Below are 25,939 nucleotides of genomic sequence, written 5' to 3' on the forward strand. Positions count from 1 at the left end.
CGACAGGCTCGGGGTGCCCTGAGCTTGTCGAAGGGCAGGACTCGAACCTGCCCGCCTCCGCGCTTCGCGCTGCGGCGTGGTCTCGCCGTAGCTCGCATGGATCTCCCGGCGAGCGAAGGCGGACGACCTCCTGGTTCGTAGGAATTCGAAAGGAGGCAACCGGGGGCAGCGGGAAGCCGCTGCCCCAATGTTTACGGGCCTTCTTTCACACCCGAGGCAACCCGAGCATGCTTCGAGCCGCCGCGGATTGTCAGTCATTTGTCAGTCAAAACGGGGGTCCCTGCGACGACCTGGCAACCCGCCAGGAGGTCGCAGCAAGTTCAGTATATAGTTGTTGTTCAACAATTATGAACATGTCATAATATCCGAACACCAGAGAACCGCCATGCCACCCCTCGAGCCGTACTTCGCCCTGCTCGCCACCTGGATACCCGGAGTCGACACCGGTGTCGTCGAGCAACTCCATGCGGGGAGGGGCCGTTTCGATGCCGCGCTCACGTGGAAGGGTCCTCGGGGAACGATTCGCTACCTCCTGGAAGAGAAGCGGCACCTCCCCAACCAGGACGTCCGCGTCGTCGTCGACCAGCTCGAGAGGTGGAGAGCGGAGCTGCCGGCCGCCGAGCGCCGAGCCAAGTTGCTCGTCCTGGCGCCTGCGGTGCGTCCCCACCAGGCCGCTGTCCTGGAGCGCGCGGGCGTCGACTATCTCGACCTCGCCGGCAACGCACACCTGGCCGGCCCCGGTTTGCTGATTCACGTCGAGGGTCGGAAGTTGGCGGAGACGCCCCTCGCCCGGCGCGGGCGACCGAACAGAGGCTGGGTGAAGGCCGTGCTGACCTGGCTGATTCAGCCAGAGCTCGTCGGCCGTCCGTATCGCGACACCGCGGAGCGGGCCGGCGTGGCCCTCGGCACCGTGGCCGCCTGCGTCCAGGACCTGATCGCACGTGGGCTGCTCGTCGAAGCCAAGCAGGCGCGGCAGATTGCGGACCGCCCACAACTCGTCGCGCTCTGGGTTCAGACCTATGTCGAGGTCCTCCGGCCGAAGCTGACCGAGCGGCGCTTCCAGGTTCGTGCCGAGACGAAGCCTGAGATCTGGACGCGGCTCGCAGAGACACTCGCGAAGCGCGGGGTCCCCTGGGCGTTGACTGGGGCGGATGCCGCAGAGCGCCGGACCCATTTCTTCCACGCCGAAGACACCGAGATCTACGCGCCGATTGCCGCGTTCGACGATCGCGAACTGCTGAAGCGGCTGGTGGCGCAGCCCACGGCACGCGGAGGGAATCTGCTGGTCATCGAGCCTCCGGTGCGAGCGGCAATACCGGCGGACCACGACGTTCCCCCGGTGGCGCCAGACCTGCTGACGTATGCCGAATTGCGCTACCGCGGCACAGGACAGGCCCTCGAGGCGGCGGAGCTGCTGTTACCGGGAGTGATCGGCCATGACGAGCGTTGACCCCATCGTCCTCGCCGCTCTCTTGGACCTGGCCCGGGGCCTTCGGGCGCTGCAGGTCAGGTTCTGCATCATCGGCGCGCTCGTTCCGGAGGTCCTGCTCGGAGCGGCGCCCCGGCGGCGAACGAACGACGCGGACGCCACGATCATCGTCGGCTCGCTCGAGGACTTCGACCGCCTCAAGCGACAACTCGTGGAGTTCGGGTTCGGCCCTACGCCGCGCCGATACCGTATCGCCCACGGGGCTGGAGGATGGGTCGACCTGATTCCCTACAGCGCGACCCTGGCGCCCAATGGCCACCTCGAGTTGGGCGACGAGGTGACTTTCAACCTGGCGGGTTTCGAGTTGGTGGTGCCGAATGCCGTTGACGTGCCGATCGGTCCCGAACTGGTCGTGCCGATGGTCCCGGTCGCCCTTTACGTGCTCCTGAAGCTCGTCGCGTACGCGGACCGGAAGGCGCGGAAAGACCTCGCCAGCGTGTTCCATTGCCTGCGACACTACCGTGAGGACGATGACGCCCGCTACGGCCTCGAGCATGGAGGCGAACTCGTCCCGTTCGAGTTCACGCCGGCGTGCCTGCTTGGCCTCGACACCCGCCCCTTCGTGCCGTCTCTCGCGTTATCCGTTCGTCCATTGCTCGACCGGTTCGATAGCCCCGATGCGGCAATCGTCGGACTCGTTGCCAGCGAAGATCGTCCCGGCCTGATAGAAGACGCGGACCGTATCGAGGTCTTCGAGCTCTTCCGCTGGTTCCGCTTGTCAGCCGGTCTTTGAAACCCGCTGGCACGGCCGGCGTTGCCCCCTCGTCCCTGCGGCCCGGAGCCACTCCCACGCCGCGAGCGACGCCATTCGAGGCGCCCTCAGGGCCCCTCCCCGCACAACCCGTTCGGTGTCGTGGAGGGACCTATGCACGAGATCGATCCCCGCGATTTCACCTCTCATGACCGTGACGATCGACGGCCCGGCCTGAGTCGGGGCGGACATGGCGAGCACGCCGCGCGAGGCCCCGAGAGAGCGACCGACGACCCGCGTGACATTGCCGTCCGCCACGTCAATCTCCCGAGCGGCCCGCGCCGCGAGCCGGTCCGCGTTCGCGGCCGCGACTACACGCTCAACGGTGATCAGAGCCGGGTGCTGGCCACCGTCGGCGCGTTCCGGGTGGTGTCGTCACACGACCTCGAGGTGAGCTTCGGACGGGCCGGCGATCACCGCTCCGCCGACCTCCGCCATCTTCGCGAAAATGGCCTCATCGACACCGTCGCCCGGCCCGGTCACGGCGACCGGACCGTGACGCTCACTGAGCGAGGACGGGACCTCCTGGAGGCCCAGCGCTGGCCAAATGAAGGCGGCGGCGGAGCCCGCCAGGCGTTCTACGCGGGCGTGCGGAAGCCGCGGGAACTGGAGCACGACGTCCAGGTGTATCGCGCGTACCGCGAGGCGGCGGACCGCGTGACGAGTCGTGGCGGCCGGCTGCACCGGGTCGTCCTCGACTACGAGCTCAAGCGGGAGTACCAGCGCTTCCTGCAGGAGCGGAATCGCGGCCGTGCCGACGGCGACGGGCGCCCCGATCGGGACGATGACGAGATAGCCGCGTGGGCCGTCGATCACCACCTGCCCTACTTCGACGAACAGGTCCACCTTCCCGACGTGCGCATCGAGTACGAGGACATCGACGGGCGCTCACGCGAGGAGGATGTGGAGGTGACGACGCCACACTACCGAGGGGCGCATGCGGCTGCGGTTACGCGCTCGGGATTCTCGAGCTACGGTGGCATGTCCTCGCGGGTATCAGCCGGTCGTGGAAGCGGACGAGGGCGGGGCGGCGGTCGCGATCCGCGCCTTGCCGAGGAGATGTTGTCATGAACGCCAACGAACGGATTCAAGCCGTGGAGCGCTTCGGTTTCACCACGCGCCAGGCCGGGTTCCTGGTGGCCGTGATGACCCACTCCGGCGTCTGCCTGCCCCGGCAGTACGCGGTCTTTGCAGGCGTGGCCTATGGGCACAAGGTGAACCGGTTCTTCGGACGCCTCGTCGCTCGCGGGTTCGCGTCGGCGTGCCCGTCGGCGCACAACCGCGCCCTCGTCTACCACGTGCAGCACCGTGGTCTCTACGAGGCGATCGGCGAACCTCATAGCCGGTTCCGGAGGCCGGTGCCGGCGAACGCCGTGGCGCCGCGGTTGGTCGTTCTCGACGCCGTGATCAGCGCTCCGGAGGTGACCAGGTTGGCGACGGCATCCGCCCGCGCCCGACGTCTATATCACGCTCGAGCGCCCCGTCGGTGCGCGCTGCCAAGCAGCACACCGCCGGAGCGCTTCACGTCGGACGGCAGCGCGTCGACCACAGGTCCCGTTCGCTTCCACGTCCGTCGAGCCGGCCGGAAGATGCCGCCCGCAAGACACGCCAGCGACGTCTCCGGCAGCAACCGGCTCGCCACCCGTCATGTTGACCGGCGCGGCCTCGAATGCCGCGCCCCGGACCGTGGAGGCGACCATGACAGAGACCTCGTATCGCGAGACGGAGACGCTTCGTGAGCCCTCGGTGAGCGACCGCGCGAGCACGTCCGACGGCCGGCCAGGCAAGCTCCTGACCGCCTTCGAAGTGGCCGAACTCGTCGGTTGTCACGAGGAGAGCGTGCGCCGCGCGTACCTGTGCGGCCAGCTCAAGCGACAGCGGTTCGGCGTTCGGAGCTGGCGTTTTCGCCCGGCTGACGTCGAGGACTGGATCGGGCGAGGCGCGCCGACGAGAATCTCGTAGAGGAGCGCCGGCGTGACGGCGGATTGGCCGCCTGCTCTGCCTGACGCAGGAAGGAGAGGAACGATGACCGTGCGAAAGATCTGCAAGCCGAAGGGCTGCCGGGGCAGCCCGCGATGCGACCACCCCTGGTGGTTCGACGTGATGTGCCAGGGTAAGCGCTGGCGCATGCGCGTCGACGACTTCGCGTCCCTGCGAGGCGCGAAGGAACCGGTGACCTCCAAGCAGGCAGCCGAGCGTGTGTGGGAGCCGAAGTTCGTTGGCGAGATCATGGCGGGGCGCGATCCGAGAATTGCGCCGGTGCCGGGGTCGGTCGGCGAGAGCCTAACAGTGGACGACTTCCTCGACCGCTACTTCAAGGAGTACGTCGAGGCCGAGGGCCTCCGGGACGCTGTCACGATCAGGAGCCAGCTCACCGCGATCAAGGCGGTGCTGGGCAACCAGGCGGTGACGACGCTCGAGAAGGTGAGCGAGATCCTGCGGTTCAAGGCCGCCTACCGCGAAGGGCGGTCCGTCGCCACGGTGAACCGGGCGCTCGGCACGCTTCGGGCGGCCATCAACTGGGGCCGCTTCCAGAACCCGCCGTACCTCGCGAACTCGCCGTTCCACCGGTTCGGCGTGACCATCAGGACGAAGGAGGAAACCAAGCGCGATCGGCGCGTGGGACCTGCCGAAGAGAAGGCGCTGCTCGACGCGGCCCTGGCGATGAACGCCTGGGAACATCGCTGGGTCGGCTCGTCGATGCACGACCGGATCATCGGGGCCCTCGAAACGTGCTGCCGCCAGGGAGAGATGCTGCGCATCCAGAACCGACACGTGGACTGGGACCAGCATCAGATTGCCATCCCGGGCGCGCACGCGAAGGACATGGAGAATCGGCGGATCCCGTTCGACCCGCAGGGGCGCCTCGCCCCGATTCTCAAGCGACGGAAGGAACTCGGGCCGGCCGCCTACGTCTTCGGCGGCGAGTTGGGCGAGTTCCAGGAGAGCTTCAAGACGGCCTGGGAGACGGTGCTCATGCTGGCGAACGGCCACGACTCGAAGCGGACCGCGCACGGTGTGCGCGTGGACCGCGAGAAGCTCAGGCAGATCGACCTTCACTGGCACGACCTGCGCCATGAAGGCGCCTGCCGACTACTGGCCGACGGCGTCGACATCCGCACGATTCAGCTGATGCTCGGCCACGCCGACATCAAGCAGACGCAGCGATACCTCAACATCACGGACGAGGAGCTGCGCAAGTCCATGACGGGCGTCTGGGAGCGCCGCCGCCAACTCCGCCTCGCCGGGCAGTCGAGCCACGGTGAGACCACCGCGGAGCAGGCGGTCGGCCAATAGGTCGCACGGCCAGGACGCAGACACGAGTCCCAGGACCACTTCGAGCCGCCGCAGATTGTCAGTCGTTTGTCAGTCGGCCGGTGGGAAAGTGGCGCGCCCTGCAGGACTCGAACCTGCGACCTCCTGGTTCGTAGCCAGACGCTCTATCCAACTGAGCTAAGGGCGCGTCGTGGGCTCCCGGGTCGCGCAGGCGCGCGGCCCGGTCAGGAACTTGAGATCTTAGCACGGGCACGCCGACGGCTCAACTCTGAGCGCCCGTCGAATCGCCGCAGCCAGGTGGATAGCCGCGAGCGCGCCCGGCCTCGCCGCGGCCAACCGGCTCAGGCGGGAAATCCGCGGGCTGGGCGCCCACGACGCTCGGACAGGGCCCGCGGCCACTCCGACAACGCCTACTTCGCCGGCCGCGCCAGGCCGTGGCCGACGGGGAACAGCCCCGGCATCGCGATCGGGAGCTTGCCGCCAATCGCAATCTCGCCCGCCAGCGCGCGCACCGCCGCCGTCTCCATCGCGTCGGAGAACTCGTAGGTCAGAAGCTGCGCCGGGAGCTTCTGCAGGGCCATCGCGGTGTACGGGTTGCCGAAGATCACGGTCACGAACGGCTTCTGCTGATCGTTCGCCACCGACTCCAGAAGCGACACGGCCTGCTGCGACAGGTCCATCCGCCCGCTGTAGGACGCGATGCGCACGAACACTGACGCGACGACCGCGTCAGCCTGCTTCGCCAGCACCCGCACCATGTCGAGTTCGGACGCCGTCGTGTGGTCGGAGATTTCCACGGCGGTGACGTTCGGCCACCGCTGCTTGAGCGCCGGGATGAACGCGCGGCTCGGCACACCCTCGCGCCAGCCGCTCGGGTAGTCCACGATCGACAGGTACAGGATCCGCGCGTCCTTCGCGGCCTTGAGCGGCACCTGGCCCCGGTCGTCCTTCACCAGCGTCAGCGCTCGCTCGCAGATCTCCGCGTTCACGGCCTCGTGCGCGCGACCGCCGACCTTCGTCTCGACGCCCATCGGATCGACGGTCCGCGACTTGTGGAGCCCGATCCGCGCCTTCGCGCGCAGGATCCGTTCGACCGACGCGTCCACCTGCGCCCGCCCGATCTCTCCCGACTCCACGGCCGCCTTGATCCCCTTGAACGCCGCATCATCGTCTGGCGAATGGAGGACGACATCGACGCCCGCCTTCACCGCCATCGCCGCCGCCCTGTCGTTGCCGAAGTTCCTGGAGATGGCCCACATCGACATCGAGTCGGTGTAGATCAGGCCGTCGAACTTCATCTCGCCGCGCAGCAGGCCGGTGAGGATCGGCCGGCTGAGCGTGGCCGGGATGCCCGGTTCCGGATCGAGCGCCGGCAGGATGATGTGCGTGGACATGAACGCGTCGATCCCCGCGTCGACGGCCGCCTTGAACGGCAGCAATTCGACCGCGTCGAGGTGCTCGCGCGGATGATCGATCTTCGCGAGCCCGATATGCGTGTCCACGCTGGTGTCGCCATGGCCCGGGAAGTGCTTCGCGGTGGCCAGCATGCCGCCGGCCTGGATGCCCTGCATGTACGCGACGCCCATCTTCGCCACGAAAGCGGGGTCTTCGCCGAACGAACGGATGTTGATGATCGGATTGCGCGGGTTGTTGTTGACGTCGAACACCGGGTAGAAGTCCACGAGGACGCCCATCGCCCGGCCTTCGATCGCGGTCAACTGCCCGGCCTTGAAGGCGAGTCGAGGATCGCCGGTCGCACCGATCGCCATCGCCCGCGGCAGCCGCGTCGCGCCGTTCATGATGTAGCCTGCCCCACCCTCGAAATCCGCCGACGTCAGCAGCGGAATGGTCGAGGCCTGCTGGAGCCGGTTGAAGAACGTCGCCGCGGCGAGCGGTTCCCCCTTCCGGCCCACGCTGCCGCCGGCGTAGTTCGGATTGAGCAGCGCCGCCGGCATCGCCTCCCATCCGGCGAACACGTGAATGGCTCCCACGTGCAGGTCGCGCACCAGGTGCAGCTTGCGCTCGTAGGTGTCCGTGTCGGTGCTCGTGAACATCGCGTCGATCGACGGCGAGAGCAACTGGCCCACCTTCTCGTCGAGCGTCATCTTCTTGAGCGTGTCCTGCACCCATTTCTCGGACAGCTTGTCGAGCGGCGGCCTGGGCGGCGCGGCCGCCACGAGCAGGGCGGCCATGGAGAGGACGATGAGGACCGGTATGAGTGCGACGACGGATCGGCGGTGGTTCATGGGCAGCAATCGTAATACCGAGCCGATGCGCGTGGGAAGTGGAACGTCTCGGACGCCGCCGGCGGGAGCCCCGGGGCGAAGTTCCGGGTCACGCGCCGCCGGCCCGCGCGGTGATGCGCGCGCCGTCGCCGAGGCTGTCGGGTGGATAGACGACGACACGGTCGCCGGGCCGGAGGCCGGAGAGGATCTCGGCCGAGGTCCCGTTCCGCTGGCCCACGGTCACCGACCGGATGCGGGCGAGCCCGCCGGCATCGACGTACACGGCCCACCCCTCGGCGCGGCGAAACAGGCTGCTCGTCGGCGCAAGCACGACGTCGGGCCGCTCCCACACGACGACGCGCGCCTCCACCCGGTAGCCGTCTCCGAGCGCCTGCGACGCGGCGCGGGGATCCTCGAGGTCGATCACCACGAGCACGCGCTGCTCCTCCACGCCGAGCGCCGAGACCTTCACGAAAGCCGAGGGCTCGACGCGCCCCACGATCGCCCGGAGCGGTTCGCTGCCGCCCCACTGGTCGATGAGCGCCGACATCCGCGGCTTGATCCTCACCGCGTCGGTGGACAGGAAGTCGGCGATCACCTCGATGGCCGCGGTGTCACCCACCTCGACGAGGGGCGCGCCCTGCGCCACCACCGCCTCGCTCTCCTGCAGCCTCGACAAGACGACGCCGTCGATTGGCGATCGAAGCGTGAGCACCGGCCGGCCGCCGGCGGCAGACCCGCCCGGTCCGCCGGACTCGACGAGCACGGCGCGCGCGGCCTCCACCTCGTGCTCGGCCGCCTCGACCCCCGCGTCGGCCGCTTCGAGCGCCCGCTGGCTGGCGGCCGAAGCCGCGTCCACGGTCTGCCTCGCCTCGACGGTCATCAGTCCGAACTCGGCGAGACTCTTCGCGCGGTTGCGCTCGACGGCCGCGTGCTCGCTCTGCACACGGGCCTGCTCCCGCTGCGCACGCGCCTGCTGCAGCACGGCCCCGGCCTCGCTCACCCTCGCCTCGGCCCCGGCCCGGCTTCGTGCGTCGAGCAGCGGGGGCGCGCCGGGCAGGAACGTGGCGATCACGGTCCGGTTCGCGACGACGCGATCCCCCGGGCGCAACTCGATCCGCCGGACGCGCCCCGCCACTGGCGCCGACACCACGTAGCGGTCCCGCACGCGGGTCTTGCCCTCGTGGTCCAGCGTCACCGTCAGCCGACCGCGGGTCACCGCCGCGAAGTCCACCGGGACGGCCCGCGGCATCATCGCCACCGCGAGCGCGCCCACGATCACCGCGCCGATGACTCCCCAGAACGCCACACGCCGCCTCGTTGCCGTCTTCATGGGAACCCCGCTCCACGTTCTCCGATGCCCGCGCTGCGTTCTCTTCGTTCCGTGCTCAGTTGCGATTCCGCGTGACGGCCGCCGACGTCCGGCGGCGCATCACTCGCGGGTCTTCAGGACCTCGACCAGGTCCAACCGGTCGAGTTGCCGGCGTACGACCAGCGCCGAGATCGCGGTCGCCGTCAGGATCGTCGTCCCGGCGAGCGCATAGGTGCCGGGCCCGACGACGAGCGGCATGCGCCACATCTCCGTGTCCATCGCCTTCACGAGCGCAGCGGCCATCCCGTACCCCGTGAGCAGCCCCAGCGGCACAGCCGCCAGCGACACCAGCGCCAGCTCGCCGAGCAGGATGTACGACACCTCGGCGCGCGTGAACCCGATGACGCGCAGCGTGGCCAGCTCGCGGCTCCGCTCCGACAGCGAGATGCGCACCGTGTTGTAGACGACGCCGAAGGCGATGATGCTCGCGAACAGGACGTAGACCACCTGGACCTTGCGCATCATGTCGGCCAGCGTGGCCTGGAAGCTGTCGATCGCCGCCCGCTTCAGCATCACGCCGGCCACGCGCGGCGTCGCCTTCAGCCGGCGGTAGAGCGCCGCGGCCTCGCGCCGGTCGACCTGCAGGTACGCCCCTGACACGGTTCCGTCCTCCCGCATCAGCCGGTGGAGGGCGTCGAGCGACATGTAGGCGTTGGTGCCCATGTATTCCTCGACGAGATCCGTCACTGGCACCTGCCGGATGGCACGCGGCCCTTCGAGCAGCTCGATCGCCACGGGGTCACCGCGTGAAACGCCCAGCAACTCGGCGAGCTTCGCCGACAGCACCAGGCCGTCCGCCGGCAGCTCCGTCGGGCCGCGCGACGCGTCCACGACGCGATTGAGCCGGCCGCCCGACAGCACGCCCAGCACCGCCACGTTGCGCGTCCGCGGGCCCGACTGCAGGCGCGCCGCCACGGCGCGGAACGGCTCGGCGTCCATGACGCCTGGCAGGCGGCCGAACTCGTCGGTCGCGCCGGCCGACGTGGGCTCGACGAGCGTCACCATCACGTCGTACCGCTGCGCGACGTCGAACTGCGTCCGCATCATCACGTCCACCGCGTCCATCGAGAAGTTGCCGACGACGAGCAGCGACCCGGCCAGCGCGATGCCGACCACCGAGGCGGCCACGCGGGCCGGGTGGCGCTGCAGCGTGCGGAGGATGATCCGCGCCGGCTGCGACAGCAGCCGTTTCGCCCCCGCGCGTTCGGCCCAGCTCTCGGAGAACCGCGCCGGCGGCTCCGGCCGCATCGCCTCGGCCGGAGGCAGGCGGACGGCGCGGCGCACCGCGGCGACGGCACCCGCCACGGCCGCGACGACGGCGATGACCCCGCCCGCCACCGCGACCTGCGTGTTCAACCGGTAGAGCAACACCGGGAAGTGGAAGAACTGCGTGTAGATCCGCGTCAGCGCCGAACCGAGCCACGCGCCCAGGGCGACGCCCCCAATCGCCCCGGCAACGGCCACGACGAGGCTCCACTTCACGTAGTGCGCGGCGATGGCAGCGTTCCCGTACCCGAGCGCCTTGATGGCCGCAATCTGCGCGCGCTGGACCGCAACGATGCGCGACAGCACGACGTTCAGCAGGAAGGCGGCGACGCCGAGGAAGATCACCGGCACGAGCGCGCCCGACACCTCGAGCTGGCTCAACTCGTTCGCCAGGTACCAGTGCGAGGGCTGGAGCGACCGCGGCACGGCGCCGACGCCGCCGTACGACGCGCCAATCAGCCGGTCGATCCGCGCCAAGACCTCGCGCTCCGGCGCGTGGTGCATCAGCTTCAAGACGACGTTGTTGAACGCGCCCTCCATCTGGAACGCGGACGCGAGGGCGCGCCGCTCCATCCACAGCACGGCGAAGCGCGATTCGTCCGGCAGCAGCTCGCCCGGGCGGATCGGGTAGATGTACTCCGGCGACAGCACGAGGCCGACGATCCGCAGCTCGCGGCGGCGTCCGTTGATCACCGCACCGATCGAGTCGCCCGGCCCGAGATGGTGGGCCCGGGCAAACGACTCGATCGCGAGCACCTCATCCGGTCGGCCGGGCTCCAGGTATCGGCCCGATCGGAGAAAGACGTCGCACACCGCAGGGCGACGATCGGCCGGGATCGACGTGATGCGTGCCGTGGCGGGTTCCGTCATCCCTGGCACGTCGAGCGTGACGTCCACGACCACGCGCGTTTCCACCTGCGCGACGCCCGGGATCGCCTCGATCTCGGGGACGAGCGACAGCGGTGCCCGCGACAGCGAGACGAAGACGTCGGCAAACCGGTAGCGGTCGTAGTAGGTGCGGAGCGAGAGGTCGAGCGAGTCGAAAGTCGAGTACATCGACACGAAGATGGCGATGCCCGCCGAGATGACGAGCGCGATGGCCAGCGCCTGCCCACGCGACCCCCACACGTCGCGGAGCAGCTTCCGGTCGAGGGCGGTCAGCCCCCTCCGAACCGCCGGCGGACGCTCTCCTGCCCGCCTCACCAGTGGATCTCCCTCGCGCCGGCGCGCCTCTCGTTCGCGTGGTCGTCCACGATCCGGCCGTCGGCCAGCGTCACGACCCGGTGCGCCATCGCTGCAATGGCCGCGTTGTGCGTAATGACCGCGACGGTCGTCCCGAGTTCGTCGTTCACGCGCGCCAGCGCCTCGAGGACGACGACGCCGGTCGAAATGTCCAGCGCCCCGGTGGGCTCATCGCACAGGAGGACATCGGGCCGCTTCGCAATGGCGCGGGCGATCGCGACGCGCTGCTGCTCGCCGCCCGAGAGCTGCGAGGGGAAGTGGTCGAGACGCTCCCGCAGTCCCATCAGCGCGAGCGCGTCGTCCGAGGGCAGCGGGTCGTCGGAGATCTCCGTCACGAGGTCCACGTTCTCCCGCGCGGTGAGGCTGGGGATGAGGTTGTAGAACTGGAACACGAACCCCACCCGGTGCCGGCGAAACGCCGTCATCGCCCGCTCGTCGGCCATCGTCAGCGCCTGGCCGCGGTAGCGGACCTCGCCGCTCGTCGGCAGGTCGAGGCCGCCGAGGATGTTCAGCAGCGTGGACTTGCCGCTGCCCGAGTGGCCGAGGATGACGACGAAGCGTCCCTCGTCCACGTCGAGGTCCACGCCCCGCAGCGCGTGCACTTCGACCTCGCCCATCCGGTAGACCTTCGTGAGGCCCCGGACCTCGAAGACCGGCGTCATGGCCGTATCTCCGGCCTGGTGCCGGACGGTGCCACGATCCGGCGCCAGAGGTCCACGGTGCGCTCGCTGGCGGCCTCGCGCTCGCGCTGGGCGAGCACCTCCCAGTTGGCGAGCAGCCAGCGGTCGGCCGCCTGGTCGGCCGTCGTCACGACGTCGAGCAGGAGGTCGAGCGAGAGGTCGGTGCGCACGATGCCGAGGGCCTGACCGCGCGCGAGGAGCGTGCGCGCCCAGGTATGGCCGCGTGCGATCTGTTCGGCGATCGCAGGGTCGATCCCCGTGCCCCGCTCGGGCTGGAGCAGGAGCCTGGCCACGCCGGCCAGCCACGGCTTCTCGCCGAACTGGGCGTGACTGCGCTGCAGCAGCCGGCGGACGGCCGGCCAGAACGTCTGCTCGTCGAGCGCGGCGACATTTACGTCGCCGAGGGCGACGGTGGTCTCCCAGATCATCTCGATGACGGCGGCGAACAGGTCGGCCTTCGAGTCGAAGTAGTAGTAGAAGACCCCCTTGTTCAGGCCGAGGGCTGTGATGATGTGGTTGAGCGAGGCGTGGGAGTAGCCGTGCGCGGCAAACTCCTCGGCGGCGCGCTCGAGGATTTCGAGCTGGCGGTCGGACGGGAGCTTCGAGAAGCGTGGACGGGGCATGGGTGATGCCTCAGGACATTAGACCGGCCGGTCTAACCAGATGGTAACCCAGCATCCGGGACCGGTGTCAAGAACGTTCGCCGGACTGCCCGGCCGCCTGTCTGCCTGTCCGCCTCCCCTCGTCCCGCCCCGGAACGGGTCGACCGGGCTCGCTCGGGACTTCGCAGGGCAAGCTGGTATGATTTCCCTATGGGACATCTCGAGCACAAGGCGCAGTCGCCCGCCGTGGCGAACTGCTACATCCTGACGATCAGCGATACGCGGACGGAGGCGACCGACGCCAGCGGACGCGCGATCTTCGACCTGTTGTGGGCGGGCGGCCACCAGGTGGCGGGGCGGAAGATCGTACACGACGAGCCGGACCAGGTGCGCGCGGCGATCGAGGACCAACTCGCCAACCCGGGCGTGCAGGCGGTCATCACGACGGGCGGAACCGGCATCACCTCGCGCGACACGACCTTCGAGGCCATCGACGCGCTGCTCGAGAAGCGACTCGACGGCTTCGGCGAGTTGTTCCGGATGCTGAGCTTCCAGGAGATCGGATCGGCCGCCATGCTCAGCCGTGCGTGCGCGGGGCTGGCCAGGAAGAAGGTGATCATCTCGCTGCCCGGCTCCGAGAATGCCGTGCGACTGGCCATGACCAAGCTCGTCCTGCCGGAACTGGGCCACTTGGTGAGAGAAGCGTCGCGGTGATGTCGAAGACTTCCATGCGACCGATTCGCGAGACGATTCCGCTCGAGGAGGCGCGCGCGCTGATGCGCCAGGCGGCCAGGCCGATCACGCGGACCGAGCGCGTCCCGCTCGACGAAGCAGCAGGCCGGGTCGTCGCCCGCGAGATCGTGGCCGGCCAGGACGTGCCGCCGTTCGCCCGAGCGGCGATGGACGGGTTCGCGGTTCTCGCCGAGGACACCTTCGGCGCGGGGCAGTTCGACGCGAAGGTGCTGCGCGCGGTCGAGAAGGTCTATACGGGCCAGATGCCGACGCGTGCCGTCTCGCCCGGCACGTGCATCGAGATCGCCACCGGCGCGCCGATGCCGGAGGGCGCGAACGCCGTCGTGATGGTCGAGGAGACCGAGAAGGACGAGTCGGGGCAGGTGCGCATCTTCAGCCCGGTCTACCCTGGGCAGAACGTCGGGCGCCAGGGCGCCGACATCCGCGCGGGGCAGACCATCCTCGCGCCCGGTGAGTACCTCACGTCGAGCCGCGTCGGCGCCATCGCCGCACTGGGCTTCGATTCGGTGGAGGTCTTCGCGCGGCCGCGCGTCGCGATCCTGTCGACGGGCAACGAGATCGTCCAACCGGGACGCCCGCTCGCGCCGGGCCAGATCTACGACATCAACCGTTTCACGCTCGGCGCCATCATCATCGAGCATGGCGCGGTGCCGGTGCCCCATCCGACCTCGGCCGACACGCTGGACGATCTCGACCACGCGCTCGACGCGTGTCTCTCCGAAGACCTCATCATCTTCTCCGGCGGCAGCTCGGTCGGCGAGCGCGACCTCATCCTCGATGCCATCGCGGCGCGGGGCGAGATCGTGTTCCACGGCATCGCGGTGAAACCCGGCAAGCCGACACTGTTCGGCCTCATCGACGGCACGCCGGTCCTCGGCATGCCCGGCTACCCGACGTCCTGCCTGTCGAACGGCTACATGCTGCTGGTTCCGGTGCTTCGCCGCCTGGCGCGCCTGCCCGATCAGGCCCCGCGCTCGCTGCGCCTGCCGCTCGGCCAGCGCGTCGTCTCGACGACGGGCCGCCACCAGTTCTATACCGTGCGCATCGTGGACGGCCAGGCGATGCCCGCGTTCAAGGCATCGGGCGACATCACCAGCATGTCGCAGGCCGACGGCTACATCGAGATTCCCGCGCAGACGGATATCGTAGAAAAGGGCGAGATGGTGGACGTCGTGCTCTTCTGAACCGGAAACCGACACGCATCTTCGACCATGCCCCGTCATCCCACTCTCGTGCCCGGCACGCCCGCACCGCCGTTCTCGCTCCCGTCGCAGCACGGGACGATGAAGACGCTGGCCGACTACTGCATGCTCGGCTCGGTGCTGCTGGCGTTCCACCGGGGCACCTGGTGACCGAACTGTCGCCGCCAGTTCGGTGAACTGGCACACCACTCCCTGGAATACCTGTCGCTCGGCGTGCAGGTTGCTGCCGTCGTTGCGCAGCGATCCGCCAAGGTGAAGCGGTACATCGAGGACCACGGCCTGCCGTTCGACATCCTGGTGGACGACTCGCGCGACACGGTGAAGGCGTACGGCGTGTGGCACCCGGTGGGATTCGATGCGTGGAACATCGCCCGACCGGCCCTCTTCCTGATCGACCGCGAGGGGGTCATCCGTTTCAGTTTCGTGGCGTCGTGGCAGACCGAATTCCCGACGCATGAGGAGATCGTGGAACAGATCGCGCTGTTGCTCTTGTAGCGCGCGGCGAAACCGAAGCCGCAGAATGAGAATCCGGATGGTCTCGGCGTCCTCTGCGGCCTCGGTGTCTGGTTGTAACCCGCCTTTCCGCCTTCCCGTCTTTCCGTCCTTTACTTGAGGCGGCTGGCCACGATGTCCCAGTTGAGCACGTTCCACCAGGCGGCGACATAGTCTGCCCGGCGGTTCTGATACTTCAGGTAGTACGCGTGCTCCCACACGTCGAGGCCGAAGACCGGCCACTTCCCGTCCATCAGCGGGTTGTCCTGGTTCGCCGTGCTGTCGATCGAGAGCGTCCCGTCGGCCGCCTGGACCAGCCACGCCCAGCCGCTGCCAAAACGGCCCATCGCCGCCTTCGCAAACTGTTCCTTGAACGTGTCGAGGCTCCCGAACGCGCTGTTGATCCCGCCGAGGAGCGGGCCGCCCAGGCGACCGCCGCCCGGCTTCATGATTTCCCAGAACATCGTGTGATTGACGTGGCCGCCGCCATTGTTGCGAACGGCGGTGCGGATGGCCTCAGGGACCGCGTTGAGGTGGCGCAGCAGGTCTTCGGCCGACTTCTGCTGCAGCTCGGGGTGTTTCTCCAGCGCGGCGTTCAGGTTGGTGACATACGCACCGTGATGCTTGTCGTGATGGATCCGCATCGTCTGTTCGTCGATGTGCGGTTCGAGCGCGGTATACGCGTACGGGAGTGGGGGCAATTCATGCGCCACGGGGGTTTCCTCCTTGGAGTGGCTGCGGTTGTGCTGTTGTGGATGGATCGATGGTACCAAGTGGAGAACGGAAGAGCAAGACATCGTCTCACCCGAGCTTCGAGTCCGGGGCCGCGTGTTATACTGGCGCCGCAACTGACGGTTCGCCGGCGTCCAAGCGAAGTGGGTGCAAGTCCCACACGGTCACGCCACTGTAAGCGGGGAGCGAACGCCGCAGAGGATCTCCCGTGAGATCCCGTCACTGTGCCGCTCACGGCATGGGAAGACGGCAGCGTTCGGCGCGGATCCGCGAGTCAGGAAACCTGGCCGCCCGGCACGTCCCAACAATCTCCTCGGCAGGGTTGCACTGTGTTGTGCCCCTGCAAGTCCGGCCCGATCACCATTCGGGCGTCAGGACGATGGAGATCGGCGCGAAAGACGCCGAAGGACAGCATCATGCTGAAGGCTCGTGTCTCGATCCGCTCTATCCGCCTGTCTCTTCTCACATTCACCCTCGTCGTCATTACCGTCATTTCAGGTTCCGCGGTAGCGGCCCTCGCTGCATCGCCCACGCCGGAGCCCCGGGTCCAGAGCCCGGCGGCCAGCACCCAGCATCCAGCGCCCGGGGCGCGAAACCCGGAGCCCGCGATGTCGGCCCCGGGAGGCGTGCAAGGTGTCGTCACGGATCCGGACGGCAGCCGCGTGCGCGGCGCCCGCGTCATCCTCGTCGGCCATGCGGCGGTCGCCAGCGCGGTGCTGTCGGACGCGGTCGGCCGGTTCCGGATCGAGCGCGTGCCAGCCGGACAGTACGAGCTTCGCGTGTCGGCGGATGGCTTCCGCGCGGATCCGGTGGCCGTCGCGGTGGATGCCGGACGCGACGCGGACGTGCCGGTGCGATTGCACGTGAGCGCCGTGTCGGAGTCGGTCGTGGTCTCGGCGGCGCAGGTCGAACTGCCGCTCGCGCGCGCGGCCGATTCGGTGTCGATCGTGTCCGCCCGCGAGTTGCGTGCGCTGCAGGCCGAAACCGTCGCCGACGCGATGCGCGCGGTTCCGGGCCTCTCCATCTCGCGCAACGGCGGCCGCGGAGGCGTGACGTCGGTGTTCCCACGCGGCGGCGAATCGGACTTCACGCTCGTGCTCGTGGACGGCATCAAGGCCAACGCGTTCGGCGGCGGCTACGACTTCTCCGCGCTGTCCGCCGCTGACGTGGAGCGGATCGAGGTCGTGCGCGGGCCGGAGAGCGCGCTGTTCGGTGCGGATGCGATGGGCGCGGTGGTGCAGGTCATCACGCGCCGAGGCGGGTCGCCGCGCGTCGAGGGCTCGATCGAATCGGGCTCTCTCAGGACGACGCGGCTGACTGCCGGCAGCTGGGGATCGCGCGGCGCCTGGAACTGGGGCGGGTCCGCCGAGCGGCTGTCGAGCGACGGCTTCACCGGGATCGCCCCGGCTACGGGCGAGACGGTGTCGAACGACGACTTCCTCATGAAGCACGCGTCGCTCAGTGGCGGCTGGCATGCGCCGGGCGGCTCCGACGTGCGCGGCACCTTCACCGTCACGTCGGGCGACCGCGGATTCCCGGGGCCCTTCGGATCGAATCCGATCGACGCCTACACCAGCGTGGACCGGATGTCGCGCGGCGCCACGACGACCTGGCAGTACGGCGCCAGGTGGCTGCAGCCGATCTCGAGTGGCTCGCGTCACATCCGGCAGACGTCGAGCCTCAACTACCTCGACCTGCACAGCGATTTCGCCAGCAGCTACGGCCTGTCGGCCTCGACGACGAGCCGGCTGGGTGTGCGGACGCAGACCGACGTGGACCTTTCGGGCGCGCTCGGGCTCTCGGCCGGCGTCGAGCTGCAGCGCGAGCAGGCGACGAGCACGTTCATCACCGCCGGCAGCACGGGGCCGGTTCCGATTCGTCGACGCGTGATCGGCGGTTTTGCCGAAGCGCGAATTCAACCGTCGTCGCGGCTCACGCTGACCGCCGGCGTGCGGGCTGAACAGGTGCAACGCGATCGGCTGGGCAGCAATCCCGATCCGTACGCACCGCGACCTGCCTTCGACACCGATACCCGCGTGTCGGTGAATCCGCGCATGTCGGCGGCGCTGTTCCTGCCGGGCCTGGCCGGGCCGCGGGGATGGCTGCGCCTGCACGCAGCGGCCGGTACCGGCATGCGTGCGCCCGACGCGCTCGAGATTGCGTTCACCGACAATCCGGGGCTGAAGCCGGAGCGCAGCCGCAGCGTCGAAGGCGGTGCGGACCATGCCTTCCTCGGCGAGACGCTCGTCGTCGGCGCCACGGTGTTCTTCAACCGGTACGACGATCTGATTGTGGCGATCGGACCGGCGCTGAAGGACGCCAGCCGGTACCGTACCGACAACATCTCCAATGCGCAGTCGCGCGGGGCGGAACTGTCGGCGGCGATGCGGGCGCGGTGGGGTCTGGCGGCAAGGGCCAGCTACACGTTCCTCGACACGGAGATCCTCGCGGTCGATCGCCTCGGCACGGCGCCTCCGCCCTTCAAGGCTGGCGACCCGCTGTTGCGGCGACCCAGGCACCTGGCGTCGTTCGACCTCACTATGACGCGCGGGAAGGCGACGGCGTTCGCCCGCGTGGGCGGCCGCGGCCGCACGCTCGACGTCGAGCCCTCGTACGGCACATACGGCGGCCTGTTCGACAATCCTGGCTACACCGTGGTGGACGCGGGTCTGACCTGGCGCGTCGGGCAGGTCGTCGAACTGTTCGGCCGCGTCGGGAACCTGCTCGATCGCCGCTACGAGGAGACGTTTGGCTTCCCGGCGCTCGGGCGCAACGCGACAATCGGGGTGAGGGTTGCTGCAGGCCGATAACGTCTCCATCGTCTACGGCGCAGGTCGCGGGGGAAAAAGCCCCTCACGGAGGATCGACACAGAGCACGCAGAGACCGCAGAGACAAAGACCGGCAGCGGTGGAGACCTGCGGACCACGACCGCCGTCCCTGCGAACTCCGCATGCTCTGTGTTGAATCACGAGCGACTTGCCGGGCTGCATGAGGTGTCGGTGCAAATCGCACGCGGCGCGCTCGTGGGGATTCTCGGTCCCAACGGTTCGGGAAAGACCACGCTGCTGCGGGTGCTCGGTGGCATGCTGCGGCCGTCGGCCGGCCGGGTCACCCTCGACGGGCGCGACATCTCGACCGTCTCGCGGCGTGCCCTTGCGCGACAGATGGCTGTCGTTCCGCAGGAGACGCGGCTGTCGTTCGACTACACCGTGATCGAAATCGTCCTGATGGGGCGGTTTCCTCATCTCGGTGCGTTCGAGCTCGAGAGCGACGTCGATCTGGCGATCGCGCGACAGGCGCTGGCCGATACCGGCACGCGCGCCCTCGAGGATCGGATGTTCGGCACGCTGAGCGGCGGCGAGAAGCAGCGCGTCGTGATTGCCGGCGCGCTGGCGCAAGCCGCCGGCCTGTTGCTGCTCGACGAACCCACCGCCGCGCTCGACCCCGGCTTCCAGATCGAGATTGCCACGCTCCTCCGCCGCCTGAACACCGAACGCGGCGCGACGATGGTGGTGGCGACGCACGATCTGAACCTGGCTGCCGGATTGTGCAAGGAACTGGTGCTGCTGCGCGAGGGCCGCGTGCTGGCCGCCGGCCCGACCGGGCAGGTGCTGACGCGCGACAGCATTCGCGCGCTGTACGACGTCGAGGCCGACGTGCAGTACCATGCCGGTGCCGGCCATCTGACTGTCGTGCCCATCGGGCGCAGCCGCGGACACGAACACCCGCGGTCACGGTGATGCCCGCCAATCGAGACCTTGTGACGCTTCGCCGACGAGTCATACTCACCGTGTTGGTGTTCGGCGTGATCGCGGCGGCAGCCTGCCTGCTGGCGCCGCTTGTCGGCTCGACGCCTGTGTCGCTGCGCCGCGTCTTCGACCGCGGCCTGCCGTTCCACGACAACGCCGACGCGCAGATATTCTTCATCGCGCGGCTGCCGAGGACGCTGGCTGCGGCGCTCGTGGGCGCCGCGCTGGCTGCTGCCGGCGTCGTGTTCCAGGCGCTGCTTCGGAACCCACTCGCCACGCCGTTCACGCTCGGCGTGTCCGCCGGCGCGGCCCTGGGCGCGATGCTCGCCATCACCTTCCCGGTGGCGCTCGCGTTCGCGGGCGTCACGACGGTTCCCATCGCGAGCTTCGCGGGCGCGATTGGCGCGGTCGCCGTCGTCTACTTCCTCGCGACGGCGCGGCGGCAGGGCCTCTCGACGAGCGTGCTGCTGCTGGCGGGCATCACGCTGAATTCGTTCTTCTCGTCGCTCATTCTCTTCGTCCAGTACCTCGCCGATTTCACGCAGACATTCCGTACCGTCAGGTGGCTCCTGGGAGATCTCGACGTCGCCGGCTACGGGCCGATCGTGGCGGCGTTGCCCTTCATGGTCATCGCGTTCGGGGCGTTTGCGTGGCTGCCGCGATCGTTGAACCTGCTGACGCTCGGCGCCGACGCCGCGTCGGCCCGCGGCGTGGACGTCCTCCGCACGCAGCGCCTCGCCTTCTTCAGCGCATCGCTCGCGACGGGCGCGGCCGTCTCGCTCGGCGGGCCCGTGGGCTTCATCGGCATCATCGTGCCGCACCTGGTCAGGTTGCTCGTCGGGTCCGACCATCGCATCGTGCTGCCGGCATCGGCGCTGTTCGGCGCCGCATTCCTGGTGTCGTGCGATGTGGCGGCCCGCACGCTGCTGGCTCCGATGGAGTTGCCGGTCGGGGTGCTCACCGCGATGATTGGCGGCCCGTTCTTTCTCTGGCTGCTCATTCGAAAGGCCTAGCGGAACATGTCCCCCTCGACGCACTCCGGCGCCGCATCGTCGCGCACAGTATCGCCACGCGGTCGCCCACTGGCGGGTCTTCTCTGCTGCGTCCTCGCGTTCGCGCTCGGGCAGGCGGCCTGCTCGCGCGAATCGCCGAGCCACCTCCGGCCACCACACTCCGAGACCGGGCACACGCCCCAGCGCATCGTGTCCATCGTGCCCGCCGTCACCGAGATGCTCTTCGCCATCGGCGCCGGTCCGCGCGTCATCGCGGTCGGCAGCTTCGACAAGTGGCCGCCTGAAGTGGGGAAGCTCACGAAGGTGGGCGCCCTGCTCGATCCCGATGTCGAGCGGATCATCGGCTTGCGGCCGGACCTGGTCGTGGTCTACGGCACGCAGTCGGATCTGCAGGCCCAGCTCGACCGCGCCGGCATCCGCACGTTTTCCTACGTCCTGGGTGGCCTCGGCAACGTGACCGCGACGATCCGGCGTCTCGGGAACGCCGTGGGTGGCCGCGCCCGCGCCGAAGAGGTGGCGACGGCGATTGAATCGCGTCTCGAGGCCATCAGGAGGGCGGTTGTGGGGAAGGCGCGACCTCGGACGCTCCTCGTGTTCGGCCGGGAGCCGGGCGCCCTGCGAGGCATCGACGCCAGCGGCGGCCCGGGCTTCCTCAGCGACCTGGTCGAACTCGGCGGCGGCGACAACGTCCTGGCGGACCAGAAGCGCGAATCGCTGCGCGCGAGCACCGAGACGATTCTCGCCGCCTCACCCGACCTCATCATCGAGCTGCACTACGGCCAGGGTCTGACACCCGACCAACTCGCCCGCGAACGCCTCGTCTGGAACGAGCTGCCGGCAATCCCCGCCGTTCGCAGCGGCCGCGTGGTGTTGTTGATGGGCGACCAGTTCGTGATCCCCGGCCCGCGCGTCGTGGACGCCGCCGAGGAAATCGCCAGGGCGATCGCGGCCCCGAGCGCTACTTCTTCTTCCGGCCGAGGACGTTGAATCCGCCGTAGGTGCGGAAACCGTAGGGAGTCACGGCGTTGATGATTTCCTGGTGCGTGGGGCTGCCATAGGGGACGTCGCCCTTGGTCCGGAGGTCGAAGTTCTTAAAGAAATCGACCGACGGTTCCTTGCCCATGACGTCAACGTGGAAGTCGTATCGAAGCGCCCCCTTGGGCGCTGTCGCCGGAGACTCCCGGAGCTGCTTGCGGATTCGGCTGAGGGAGACGCCCAGATCGGCGGCGGGTGGTTCGGAGGCCGGCGGCGCCATCGACGGCTGCTGCGCGCGCGCATCGGTCGCGGGAGGCGGCTCGTGCGCGGCGACCGGTGTCGCGAGCAACAGCGCGCCGATGAGTGGCATCGCAGCGAACGCTCGCATGGTCATCGCCCCATTACGACGCCAGCCCCGGGGGTTTGGCCTTGCCGGCCCCACTCGCGCATCAGAGAACCAGCGCTACGGCTGCGCGTCCTTCCACTCATCGTACCATGCCATCTGAATCGCTTCCAGGCGGCCTTCGGTCGAGCCGGTCTCGTCTTCGTTGAACCCGGGGAGCTGTGTCACCCATTCGCGCAGCTCGGTGAACCGCACGGACAAAGGGTCCACGGTGGGGTGCAGCTCGGTCAACGCGATCCCGATTTCTTCTGCGTCGGTCCAGGTCATGAGTCCTCGCCGCGCGGCCCCGGGCCGGGCGGCCGCCTGAGAACAGAAAGAGCAGCTTCCTGTTCAGCGCCTGGCCGCACCGAGGCGGATTCCCCCGCCCTCCTCCACGTAGTTCCTCGTGTAGGCCGGGATCTCGCACGTCACGTCACCCTTCACCACGGCCTGACACGCCAGCCTGGATGCCGGTGTCAGATCCCACGCCGTGTCGAGGCGATCCGCCTCGTTGTCGTCCATCTCGCTGAGGTGCTCCATCCCGGACCGGATGATGACGTGACACGTCGTGCACGCGCAGTTGCCGCCGCAGACGTGCTCGAGGGGCACGCCGACGTTCAGCGCGACATCGAGCAGCGACGCCGGCACTCCGTGGCGCTGGTAGGACAGCGTCGCCAGATCGATGGCGAAGGTCTTCGGCTCACCGTCCAGGATGAAGGTGACGTTCACGCTGTTCCCGCCTCCCCGCCTACCGGCTCAGATCCCGTCCACGCTCTTCCCCGCCAGCGCAGCCTTGACGCTTCGGTTCATCATCACCTCGGCCAGGTGACGCGTGACGTCGTTGAGCACCTTGGTCTTCTGCTCGATCGCGGCGCGGTCGTTCGATTCCATCGTTCTGCGGAGATCGGCCAGCGCCGACTCGATCGCGGCCTGTTCGCCGGGCGCGAGGTCGGTGGCCGCGACGGCGGCCAGATCGGGATTCCGCAGCGACTTCTCCGTGGCGCGCATCACGGTCTCGGCCTCGTTACGGGTCTCGATCAGGAATCTGGCCTCGACGTCCGCTTTCGCGTGCTCGAACGACTCGATCAGCATCCGCTCGACTTCCTCGTCGGTCAGACCGTACGACGGCTTCACCTCGATCGTCTGCTCGATGCCCGTGCGCAATTCGCGCGCGCTGACGCTCAGGATGCCGTTGGCGTCAATCTGGAACCGCACCTGGATCCGTGGCAATCCGGCGGGCATCGGCGGGATGCCGCGGAGCTTGAAACGCGCCAGCGACCGGTTGTCGCTCACCAGTTCGCGCTCCCCCTGGAGGACATGGATGTCCACGGCCGTCTGGTTGTCCACGAAGGTCGTGAACATCTCGGTGCCGCTCGCCGGAATCGTGGAGTTGCGCAGGATGATCTTCGACACCGCCCCACCCATCGTCTCGATGCCGAGTGAGAGCGGCGTGACGTCGAGCAGCAGCATGTCGCGGCTGCCGCTGATCATGATGTGGGCCTGCACGGCCGCGCCGAGCGCGACGACCTCGTCCGGATTCAACTCGGCGTGCGGCAATCGTCCGAACAGGCTCTGCACAGCGCGACGCACGAGCGGAATGCGCGTGGATCCGCCCACGAGCACGGCTTCGTCAACTTGCGACGGCTCGAGCCCCGCATCGGCCAGCGCGAGCCGACACGGCTCGACGGTGCGGTCGATGACCGGCCCGATGATCGTCTCGAACTCCGCGCGCGTGATGCGGCGCCTGAAGACCTCCTCGCGGGCGCCACCCGGGGCCTGCACGCGAATCTCGGTCTCGTCGCGCTCCGAGAGGTCCCACTTCGCCTGGATGACCGCCTGTCGGATCGCCTGCAGGAGCGCGGGAGGAAGATCACGCACGGGCGAGGACGCCTGTGCCACGCCCGGACCATGGGCATCCCCCCCGTTCATGTCGGCCACCACGAGGCTCACCAGCAGGTTGTCGATGTCGTCGCCGCCCAGGTGTGTGTCGCCGTTGGTGGAGAGCACCTGGAACACACCGTCCTCGACGCGCAGGATCGAGATGTCGAATGTCCCGCCGCCGAAGTCGTAGACGGCAATCGTGCCCCTCTTGTGCCGATCCAGGCCGTACGCGAGCGATGCCGCCGTCGGCTCGTTGATGATCCGCAGCACCTCGAGGCCGGCGATTCGGCCGGCGTCGCGCGTGGCCGTCCGCTGCGCGTCGTTGAAATAGGCCGGGACGGTGATGACGGCGCGATCCACTTCGAAATCGAATTCTCCCTGCGCCTGGAAGTACTCTTCGGCCCGCCGTTTCAGCTCGCGGAGGATGAACGCCGAGATCTCCGGCGGCGTGAACAGCCGATCGCCAAGGCCCAGGCGCAACACGCCGCCCGTTTCACCCTGGAACCGGAACGGGAACAGCTTCGCCTCGTCCCGCACATCGTCGCTGCCCCGGCCCATGAACCGCTTGACCGAGTAGACCGTGCGGAGCGGGTCGGTCAGGAGACGACGCTGCGCCTCGCGCCCGACGAAGACGGTCCCGCCGCCATCGACGGAGACGATGGAGGGGAGCAGGCCGTCGCCCGATTCGTCGCGGATGACGATGGGCCCGCCGCGCTCGACGCAGGCGACGAGGCTGTTGGTGGTGCCGAGATCGATGCCAACGACTCTGGACATAGACGCATGTCGGACGGGCGAGACACCCGTCCCGCTCGGTCAATGGTGACCTACAGGTCGGTCACGGTGGCGAGCAGGTTTGCCACGTAGCTGCGCTCCTGCAAGAGCCGGCGAAGCTCCTCGAGTGTCTCGCGCCTGGTCTCGGGTGTCGCCTGCCCGTCGACCAGACGGTCCCAGCGCTCGAACAACTCCTGCAGTCGCGCCTCCTGGCGCGCGGCGCGCTCGTCGATCGGACGCCGGGCGACCTCGACGCGTGCCTGCAACTGCTCGCGCGGCGTGCCTGCCGCCCGCGCAGCCCGAATCTCGTCGAGTTCCTCGTTCAACGCGAAGACGTCTTCCAGCACGCCGGCTGGAAGTTCCTTCGCGTCCTGGTGGCGTCCCATCGCGGGCATCCCTTCGATCTTGAGGAGATACTCCGCGCGATCGAGCGGCTGCTTCAGCACCCGGTACGCGTCGTTCAGGTACGACGAGCGTTCCAGGCTCGCGAGGCGTTCGGGGGTCGACGCCGTGTAGAAGTAGTCCGGATGGAACTGCCGGCTGAGACGACGGAGTCGCTGATCGAGATCGGCCTGGTCGATCGTCAGCCTGCGCGGCAGGCCGAAGAAACTGAAGTAGTCGCCGTGGCGCGCGAGCGTCATGATGCGGTCGCACTGGGGGCAGAAGTGTGCCTCGGCGGGCGCACCCGCGCCGCAGTGGCGGCACGACTGGAGCGTGAGGGTCCGGTCGTGGGGCACGTTACACCGTGAACGACGTGCCGCACCCGCAGGTGCCCTTCGCGTTCGGGTTCTGGAAGACGAACCCCTTGCTCATCAGGCTCGTGTCGTAGTCGAGCACCGTGTTGTCGAGATAGAGGAGGCTCTTGGTGTCGACGAAGATCCTGGTGTCGTCCGGCCCCTCGATCACCTGGTCGCCCGTGCGCGCCTGCGTCTCCCACGCGAACGTGTAGCTGAGGCCGGAGCAGCCTCCGCCCTTCACGCCCACGCGCAGACCGCCTTCGGTCAGCCCCTGCTTGGCCATGAGCATCCGAATCCGCTTTGCCGCCGTGTCGGTCACCTGGATTGCCATAACAGAATTCCCGCGGG

General features: G+C 68.7%; 25 protein-coding genes, 1 tRNA gene, 1 pseudogene and 1 riboswitch. Of the genes and pseudogenes, 14 read left to right on the forward strand and 13 right to left on the reverse strand.

Annotated features, from left to right (window positions below):
* Nucleotides 1-385: 385 nt before the first annotated feature.
* From VGK32_14560 to VGK32_14585, 6 genes are all read left to right on the forward strand, one after another.
* A complete protein-coding gene (locus VGK32_14560; protein ID HEY3382993.1) occupies nucleotides 386-1,450 on the forward strand; it encodes a type IV toxin-antitoxin system AbiEi family antitoxin in 1,065 nt (354 codons plus the stop codon).
* Nucleotides 1,437-2,222 carry a hypothetical protein gene (locus VGK32_14565; protein HEY3382994.1) on the forward strand — a complete coding sequence of 262 codons (786 nt, stop codon included), beginning with the start codon at nucleotides 1,437-1,439 and terminating at the stop codon, nucleotides 2,220-2,222. The genes VGK32_14560 and VGK32_14565 overlap by 14 nt, the downstream gene beginning before the upstream one ends.
* A gap of 132 nt (nucleotides 2,223-2,354) precedes the next feature.
* Nucleotides 2,355-3,311, forward strand: a complete 957-nt coding sequence (locus tag VGK32_14570) for a hypothetical protein (protein ID HEY3382995.1) — start codon at nucleotides 2,355-2,357, stop codon at nucleotides 3,309-3,311.
* Complete coding sequence (locus VGK32_14575) at nucleotides 3,308-3,979, forward strand: hypothetical protein (GenBank protein HEY3382996.1); 672 nt, start codon at nucleotides 3,308-3,310, stop codon at nucleotides 3,977-3,979. Before VGK32_14570 ends, VGK32_14575 begins: the two co-directional genes overlap by 4 nt.
* Complete coding sequence (locus VGK32_14580; protein ID HEY3382997.1) at nucleotides 3,939-4,202, forward strand: helix-turn-helix domain-containing protein; 264 nt, start codon at nucleotides 3,939-3,941, stop codon at nucleotides 4,200-4,202. Before VGK32_14575 ends, VGK32_14580 begins: the two co-directional genes overlap by 41 nt.
* Before the next feature lie 63 nt (nucleotides 4,203-4,265).
* Nucleotides 4,266-5,537 carry a site-specific integrase gene (locus tag VGK32_14585; protein ID HEY3382998.1) on the forward strand — a complete coding sequence of 424 codons (1,272 nt, stop codon included), beginning with the start codon at nucleotides 4,266-4,268 and terminating at the stop codon, nucleotides 5,535-5,537.
* Between the two features lie 89 nt (nucleotides 5,538-5,626).
* On the opposite strand, the gene VGK32_14590 is transcribed toward VGK32_14585, so the two are convergent.
* From VGK32_14590 to VGK32_14615, 6 genes are all read right to left on the reverse strand, one after another.
* Nucleotides 5,627-5,703 (reverse strand) — tRNA-Arg (locus tag VGK32_14590).
* Nucleotides 5,704-5,926: 223 nt separating this feature from the next.
* Entirely contained in the window at nucleotides 5,927-7,762 is a 1,836-nt protein-coding gene (locus VGK32_14595; protein ID HEY3382999.1) for a glycoside hydrolase family 3 N-terminal domain-containing protein, read from the reverse strand.
* A gap of 88 nt (nucleotides 7,763-7,850) precedes the next feature.
* Nucleotides 7,851-9,074: an HlyD family efflux transporter periplasmic adaptor subunit gene (locus tag VGK32_14600; protein ID HEY3383000.1), complete on the reverse strand. Its 1,224-nt coding sequence runs from the start codon at nucleotides 9,072-9,074 to the stop codon at nucleotides 7,851-7,853.
* Nucleotides 9,075-9,173: 99 nt separating this feature from the next.
* Nucleotides 9,174-11,582, reverse strand: a complete 2,409-nt coding sequence (locus VGK32_14605) for an FtsX-like permease family protein (protein ID HEY3383001.1) — start codon at nucleotides 11,580-11,582, stop codon at nucleotides 9,174-9,176.
* Entirely contained in the window at nucleotides 11,579-12,283 is a 705-nt protein-coding gene (locus VGK32_14610; protein HEY3383002.1) for an ABC transporter ATP-binding protein, read from the reverse strand. Before VGK32_14610 ends, VGK32_14605 begins: the two co-directional genes overlap by 4 nt.
* Nucleotides 12,280-12,924 (reverse strand): TetR/AcrR family transcriptional regulator, encoded by a 645-nt coding sequence (locus VGK32_14615; protein HEY3383003.1) that lies wholly within the window; start codon nucleotides 12,922-12,924, stop codon nucleotides 12,280-12,282. Before VGK32_14615 ends, VGK32_14610 begins: the two co-directional genes overlap by 4 nt.
* 189 nt (nucleotides 12,925-13,113) lie before the next feature.
* Between VGK32_14615 and VGK32_14620 the strand changes: the two genes are divergently transcribed.
* From VGK32_14620 to VGK32_14635, 4 genes and pseudogenes are all read left to right on the forward strand, one after another.
* On the forward strand, nucleotides 13,114-13,617 hold the full coding sequence (locus tag VGK32_14620) for a MogA/MoaB family molybdenum cofactor biosynthesis protein (GenBank protein HEY3383004.1): 504 nt from the start codon (nucleotides 13,114-13,116) through the stop codon (nucleotides 13,615-13,617).
* A gap of 14 nt (nucleotides 13,618-13,631) precedes the next feature.
* On the forward strand, nucleotides 13,632-14,840 hold the full coding sequence (gene glp, locus VGK32_14625; GenBank protein ID HEY3383005.1) for a gephyrin-like molybdotransferase Glp: 1,209 nt from the start codon (nucleotides 13,632-13,634) through the stop codon (nucleotides 14,838-14,840).
* Between the two features lie 27 nt (nucleotides 14,841-14,867).
* Complete coding sequence (locus VGK32_14630) at nucleotides 14,868-15,008, forward strand: hypothetical protein (GenBank protein ID HEY3383006.1); 141 nt, start codon at nucleotides 14,868-14,870, stop codon at nucleotides 15,006-15,008.
* Nucleotides 15,009-15,020: 12 nt separating this feature from the next.
* A pseudogene (locus VGK32_14635) lies at nucleotides 15,021-15,353 on the forward strand (redoxin domain-containing protein).
* 110 nt (nucleotides 15,354-15,463) lie between these two features.
* Here the strand turns inward: VGK32_14635 and VGK32_14640 are convergent.
* Nucleotides 15,464-16,063: a superoxide dismutase gene (locus tag VGK32_14640; GenBank protein HEY3383007.1), complete on the reverse strand. Its 600-nt coding sequence runs from the start codon at nucleotides 16,061-16,063 to the stop codon at nucleotides 15,464-15,466.
* A 116-nt stretch (nucleotides 16,064-16,179) separates the two neighbouring features.
* Nucleotides 16,180-16,388, forward strand: a riboswitch (cobalamin riboswitch).
* Between the two features lie 302 nt (nucleotides 16,389-16,690).
* Here VGK32_14640 and VGK32_14645 point away from each other — a divergent pair.
* From VGK32_14645 to VGK32_14660, 4 genes are all read left to right on the forward strand, one after another.
* Nucleotides 16,691-18,892, forward strand: a complete 2,202-nt coding sequence (locus VGK32_14645) for a TonB-dependent receptor (GenBank protein HEY3383008.1) — start codon at nucleotides 16,691-16,693, stop codon at nucleotides 18,890-18,892.
* Between the two features lie 184 nt (nucleotides 18,893-19,076).
* Entirely contained in the window at nucleotides 19,077-19,823 is a 747-nt protein-coding gene (locus VGK32_14650) for an ABC transporter ATP-binding protein (protein ID HEY3383009.1), read from the forward strand.
* Nucleotides 19,824-19,843: 20 nt separating this feature from the next.
* On the forward strand, nucleotides 19,844-20,845 hold the full coding sequence (locus tag VGK32_14655; protein HEY3383010.1) for an iron ABC transporter permease: 1,002 nt from the start codon (nucleotides 19,844-19,846) through the stop codon (nucleotides 20,843-20,845).
* Between the two features lie 189 nt (nucleotides 20,846-21,034).
* Nucleotides 21,035-21,832, forward strand: coding sequence for an ABC transporter substrate-binding protein (locus VGK32_14660; protein HEY3383011.1), 798 nt, complete (start codon nucleotides 21,035-21,037; stop codon nucleotides 21,830-21,832).
* On the opposite strand, the gene VGK32_14665 is transcribed toward VGK32_14660, so the two are convergent.
* The 6 genes from VGK32_14665 to VGK32_14690 form a co-directional block, all read right to left on the reverse strand.
* Nucleotides 21,804-22,214, reverse strand: a complete 411-nt coding sequence (locus VGK32_14665; GenBank protein ID HEY3383012.1) for a hypothetical protein — start codon at nucleotides 22,212-22,214, stop codon at nucleotides 21,804-21,806. The two genes, VGK32_14660 and VGK32_14665, sit on opposite strands and share 29 nt — an antisense overlap.
* A gap of 69 nt (nucleotides 22,215-22,283) precedes the next feature.
* The gene (gene iscX / locus VGK32_14670) at nucleotides 22,284-22,490 is read right to left on the reverse strand and encodes a Fe-S cluster assembly protein IscX (GenBank protein ID HEY3383013.1); all 207 of its coding nucleotides are present in this window, start codon (nucleotides 22,488-22,490) and stop codon (nucleotides 22,284-22,286) included.
* 63 nt (nucleotides 22,491-22,553) lie between these two features.
* A complete protein-coding gene (locus VGK32_14675) occupies nucleotides 22,554-22,931 on the reverse strand; it encodes a 2Fe-2S iron-sulfur cluster-binding protein (protein ID HEY3383014.1) in 378 nt (125 codons plus the stop codon).
* 27 nt (nucleotides 22,932-22,958) lie between these two features.
* A complete protein-coding gene (hscA, locus tag VGK32_14680) occupies nucleotides 22,959-24,857 on the reverse strand; it encodes a Fe-S protein assembly chaperone HscA (GenBank protein HEY3383015.1) in 1,899 nt (632 codons plus the stop codon).
* Between the two features lie 50 nt (nucleotides 24,858-24,907).
* Nucleotides 24,908-25,495 carry a Fe-S protein assembly co-chaperone HscB gene (gene hscB / locus VGK32_14685; protein HEY3383016.1) on the reverse strand — a complete coding sequence of 196 codons (588 nt, stop codon included), beginning with the start codon at nucleotides 25,493-25,495 and terminating at the stop codon, nucleotides 24,908-24,910.
* A 97-nt stretch (nucleotides 25,496-25,592) separates the two neighbouring features.
* Nucleotides 25,593-25,922: an iron-sulfur cluster assembly accessory protein gene (locus tag VGK32_14690; protein HEY3383017.1), complete on the reverse strand. Its 330-nt coding sequence runs from the start codon at nucleotides 25,920-25,922 to the stop codon at nucleotides 25,593-25,595.
* Between the last annotated feature and the right edge of the window lie 17 nt (nucleotides 25,923-25,939).

Source organism: Vicinamibacterales bacterium, from assembly GCA_036504215.1.
In the GTDB taxonomy this organism is placed as follows: domain Bacteria; phylum Acidobacteriota; class Vicinamibacteria; order Vicinamibacterales; family Fen-181; genus FEN-299.

Excerpts from the sequence above, each read along its gene's own strand:
- VGK32_14560 (HEY3382993.1), top strand. The coding sequence starts at position 386 with ATGCCACCCCTCGAGCCGTACTTCGCCCTGCTCGCCACCTGGATACCC.
- VGK32_14565 (HEY3382994.1), top strand. The coding sequence starts at position 1,437 with ATGACGAGCGTTGACCCCATCGTCCTCGCCGCTCTCTTGGACCTGGCC.
- VGK32_14570 (HEY3382995.1), top strand. The coding sequence starts at position 2,355 with ATGCACGAGATCGATCCCCGCGATTTCACCTCTCATGACCGTGACGAT.
- VGK32_14575 (HEY3382996.1), top strand. The coding sequence starts at position 3,308 with ATGAACGCCAACGAACGGATTCAAGCCGTGGAGCGCTTCGGTTTCACC.
- VGK32_14580 (HEY3382997.1), top strand. The coding sequence starts at position 3,939 with ATGACAGAGACCTCGTATCGCGAGACGGAGACGCTTCGTGAGCCCTCG.
- VGK32_14585 (HEY3382998.1), top strand. The coding sequence starts at position 4,266 with ATGACCGTGCGAAAGATCTGCAAGCCGAAGGGCTGCCGGGGCAGCCCG.
- VGK32_14595 (HEY3382999.1), bottom strand. The coding sequence starts at position 7,762 with ATGAACCACCGCCGATCCGTCGTCGCACTCATACCGGTCCTCATCGTC.
- VGK32_14600 (HEY3383000.1), bottom strand. The coding sequence starts at position 9,074 with ATGAAGACGGCAACGAGGCGGCGTGTGGCGTTCTGGGGAGTCATCGGC.
- VGK32_14610 (HEY3383002.1), bottom strand. The coding sequence starts at position 12,283 with ATGACGCCGGTCTTCGAGGTCCGGGGCCTCACGAAGGTCTACCGGATG.
- VGK32_14615 (HEY3383003.1), bottom strand. The coding sequence starts at position 12,924 with ATGCCCCGTCCACGCTTCTCGAAGCTCCCGTCCGACCGCCAGCTCGAA.
- VGK32_14620 (HEY3383004.1), top strand. The coding sequence starts at position 13,114 with ATGGGACATCTCGAGCACAAGGCGCAGTCGCCCGCCGTGGCGAACTGC.
- glp (HEY3383005.1), top strand. The coding sequence starts at position 13,632 with ATGCGACCGATTCGCGAGACGATTCCGCTCGAGGAGGCGCGCGCGCTG.
- VGK32_14630 (HEY3383006.1), top strand. The coding sequence starts at position 14,868 with ATGCCCCGTCATCCCACTCTCGTGCCCGGCACGCCCGCACCGCCGTTC.
- VGK32_14645 (HEY3383008.1), top strand. The coding sequence starts at position 16,691 with ATGTCGGCCCCGGGAGGCGTGCAAGGTGTCGTCACGGATCCGGACGGC.
- VGK32_14665 (HEY3383012.1), bottom strand. The coding sequence starts at position 22,214 with ATGACCATGCGAGCGTTCGCTGCGATGCCACTCATCGGCGCGCTGTTG.
- iscX (HEY3383013.1), bottom strand. The coding sequence starts at position 22,490 with ATGACCTGGACCGACGCAGAAGAAATCGGGATCGCGTTGACCGAGCTG.
- hscA (HEY3383015.1), bottom strand. The coding sequence starts at position 24,857 with ATGTCCAGAGTCGTTGGCATCGATCTCGGCACCACCAACAGCCTCGTC.
- hscB (HEY3383016.1), bottom strand. The coding sequence starts at position 25,495 with ATGACGCTCGCGCGCCACGGCGACTACTTCAGTTTCTTCGGCCTGCCG.
- VGK32_14690 (HEY3383017.1), bottom strand. The coding sequence starts at position 25,922 with ATGGCAATCCAGGTGACCGACACGGCGGCAAAGCGGATTCGGATGCTC.